A 3,082-nucleotide genomic window follows, 5' to 3' on the forward strand; every position below is an offset into this window, starting at 1 on the left:
GAAAAAAGAGTTAGAGACATATTTAGAGGAATTTGCAGAAAATGAAGGTATCGAATATCTAAAGAATTGCGAACGCGTTAAAACGAAATATATTTTTTCAATAAAAGGCCAGGATGCTGAAATTGAATTTTATTATAGATATGGAAATTATTATACAAGACATAATATAATAGTTAAGTAAGCTGTTGCTCTTTAGAGCAGCAGCTTTTTAGTTTTCAGGGATAGATGAAAATTCCAGGGATTGTAATTGATTAATAGATATAGGATAATTTTGTCATTGCTGGTCAAAGGGGTGTGAAAGTTGGAAACATCATTTAACAAGTTTCATGAACACTATCTTGAAATATGGAAGACTTCTTCTATTGCTGAACTGAAAGGTATTATTTCACAGGAATATCAAGCCAGGGAAATTGCCGGGGGAAAAGTTTCCGATTTTGGCTACGAAGAATCAATCAGGGGATGGGAACAGGGATTTAAGTTCGTCATTGAAAACAATGCAAAGTGGGACTTGAAGGAATTATCGAGGATATCATTACGAGAACATGAAGTAATGTCGATTCTTTCAGCACAGCTTGTCATCGACGGCAAGCCATTAGAAACAGGCAATTTATTTTTCTAAACCTTCTCTTATGATTTTGGGTGGAAGCTTGTAAGGAGTTATATAGAAGCTGGCATTCCGATTGAACTCATGTCTGAAGCAAACGTACCGCAGAAATGATAGAATACCAAAAGTAAGTATTTTTCGGTCTGGCTGGGGGGAACTCATGAAGGTAGCAGTAAAAGCTTTTTTAATCACGGTAGGGACTCTTTCAATTGGAATGGGAGTAATCGGTATAGTAGTTCCTCTTCTGCCAACCACTCCACTCATCCTGCTCGGTGCAGTATGCTATGTGAGATCGTCTGAAAAGCTTTATCAAAAATTAATAAAAAACAAATGGCTCGGGGCTTATATTAAGGATTTCTATGAAAAAAAAGGGATTTCAAGGAAGAATAAAGTACTGAGTCTCAGTCTGATGTGGTTATCTATTGGCGGAACTGTATTGTTTATGGATGTTAGTTTCTTGCTCGGTTCTATCCTGATCATTATTGCAGTCACCGTTAGTGCATATATTTTATCCTTTGACACACTTTGAATTAAACAGCAAACGAGGTAGAAAGCATTGTACGAATTCCAGCATGAACGCGAACGAAAAGAAAAGATTTTTAAAGCGTATATCATTATTTTTAGTATAGCGGCTGCACTATCGTTAATATACGGATTATTCTGGGGAAATGCTTCCCCAGCAAGATTAGCTGCCAATTTTATTTTTACTATCATCGTATTTGTTTACGCGCAGAAGGGTAAAACCTGGGCAATTTTCATGCTTAAATTATATGTATGGATGAATCTATTAACCCTTATCCTAATGGCTGTTGTATACATAATCGGTTAAAGTTTGTGGTTTCCTTTTGCAGTAAAAATTGCATGAATGATACAAAATCGCCGATGAACTTAGTGACCCCTGCCACATGATAAAAAGTACTTGTTTTATCAAACTCGTATATATCATTGTTGGGAGAATATAAATATACTCTTTTCCCAAGTCCGAGAGCAATTCCCATTTCAATATGACTTCCTTTTCCGCCAGGCAGCAACATCACCAAAAAGTCTGAGTTTCTCACCGCACTTAACTCACGTTCACCAATGGAAGCGAGTATATCCATTGAATCTGCACGATCATTGATCGTCCAATCATAGCTATGATAAAAACCCTCCATTTTAAGTTGATCTGCTAATGACTTGACCATTTCCTTATTATTTAAACTTGAAGCAATATAAAAATTCATAATACCTCACTCCTTATCAACATATTTTACCATTAAGTTTATCTAATCGTGTCATTTTTATTGGTATAGCAGGAGAGTGAAAGATGAGATACGAATATATTTATAAGGAAGCCTGAAACTTGTAATGACTTAGATATGAGCAAAATTATTGGGACCTATGTTCTAAAAATTAAGGAGGAAATGCAATGGATAAAACAAGTACAAAAAATGAATTAAAATCTTGGGTTACATCTTTGGTATTTGCTGCACTCATCGCCTTTTTGGTAAGAACCTATATATTTTCACCATACATAGTTGAGGGAGCTTCGATGGAACCAACCTTGCATAATCACGAAAAAATATTTGTTGAAAAATATTATTCCGTTGATCATCTTAACCGGGGTGATATCGTGATTATTAAAGGGACGGATGAGAATTATGTTAAAAGAGTCATTGGATTTCCTGGTGACCAAATTGAGATGAAAAATGATGAACTACTTATTAACGGAAAAGGCTTTAAAGAATCTTATCTGACAAAAAACCGAAAAGTCGCTAATATCAACGGGCAAAGGCTGACAGGTGATTTTGGGCCACTTACAGTACCAGACGGCCATCTTTTTGTCATGGGAGACAATCGCTTACACAGCATGGACAGCAGAAATGGGCTTGGTTATATCCAACAAAGCAGCATTATCGGCAAGAGTGAATTTGTCTACTTTCCATTCAAAAATTTCCGAGAAATAGAATAATGCAGTATTTTTGGCAAAGGAGCGTAGTACAAAATGATTGAAAAATTCCACATAAATATGACTTCCTTTAAAGAAGATCGATTGATAAGAGTTTATCTTCCTGAAAATCACAATAATGGAACTGAAAGATATCCAGTACTTTATATGCACGATGGCCAAAATGTATTTAACGATGAAGATGCGATAGGGGACCATTCACTACAGCTTGAAGAATTTTTAACTGAAAAAGAAATGAAGCTTATTGTTGTGGCAATTGATCAAAATAGCGAAGAACGAGTTAATGAGTATTGCCCATGGAAAAATGGTCAGTATAGCAGGAAGATTGTTGGTCGGATTGATCCGACTGGCGGAAAAGGCAAGCAGTATATAGATTTTATTGTGAATGAACTAAAGCCTTTAATAGACAAAAAATATCGGACTTTAAAAGACCAGAGCAGCATGGCAGGCATTTCGCTGGGAGGACTTATCTCCACATATGCAGCGTGTGTATATCCAAATATTTTTAGGAATGTAGCTGTATTATCCTC

The 3,082-nt window shown here is 35.9% G+C and carries 7 protein-coding genes; 6 read left to right on the plus strand and 1 reads right to left on the minus strand.

The window, feature by feature from the left end; all coding sequences use genetic code 11:
• From WB217_RS04000 to WB217_RS04015, 4 genes are all read left to right on the plus strand, one after another.
• A partial coding sequence (locus WB217_RS04000; protein ID WP_423990858.1) for a hypothetical protein occupies positions 1-181 on the plus strand: 181 nt, incomplete at its 5' end.
• A 120-nt stretch (positions 182-301) separates the two neighbouring features.
• Positions 302-619 carry a flavoprotein gene (locus WB217_RS04005; protein ID WP_423990860.1) on the plus strand — a complete coding sequence of 106 codons (318 nt, stop codon included), beginning with the start codon at positions 302-304 and terminating at the stop codon, positions 617-619.
• Positions 620-764: 145 nt separating this feature from the next.
• Positions 765-1,133 (plus strand): YbaN family protein, encoded by a 369-nt coding sequence (locus WB217_RS04010; protein WP_423990862.1) that lies wholly within the window; start codon positions 765-767, stop codon positions 1,131-1,133.
• Between the two features lie 27 nt (positions 1,134-1,160).
• Complete coding sequence (locus WB217_RS04015) at positions 1,161-1,433, plus strand: hypothetical protein (protein WP_423990864.1); 273 nt, start codon at positions 1,161-1,163, stop codon at positions 1,431-1,433.
• Here the strand turns inward: WB217_RS04015 and WB217_RS04020 are convergent.
• Positions 1,399-1,827 carry a nucleoside 2-deoxyribosyltransferase gene (locus WB217_RS04020; RefSeq protein WP_423990866.1) on the minus strand — a complete coding sequence of 143 codons (429 nt, stop codon included), beginning with the start codon at positions 1,825-1,827 and terminating at the stop codon, positions 1,399-1,401. The genes WB217_RS04015 and WB217_RS04020 overlap by 35 nt on opposite strands.
• Before the next feature lie 185 nt (positions 1,828-2,012).
• Here WB217_RS04020 and lepB point away from each other — a divergent pair, with 185 nt between their 5' ends.
• Together lepB and WB217_RS04030 are read left to right on the plus strand one after the other, a co-directional pair.
• On the plus strand, positions 2,013-2,555 hold the full coding sequence (gene lepB, locus WB217_RS04025) for a signal peptidase I (protein WP_423990868.1): 543 nt from the start codon (positions 2,013-2,015) through the stop codon (positions 2,553-2,555).
• A 33-nt stretch (positions 2,556-2,588) separates the two neighbouring features.
• On the plus strand, positions 2,589-3,082 hold a 494-nt coding region (locus tag WB217_RS04030), incomplete at its 3' end, for an alpha/beta hydrolase (protein WP_423990870.1).

The organism is Mesobacillus sp., from assembly GCF_049588175.1.
Lineage (GTDB): Bacteria > Bacillota > Bacilli > Bacillales > Cytobacillaceae > Mesobacillus.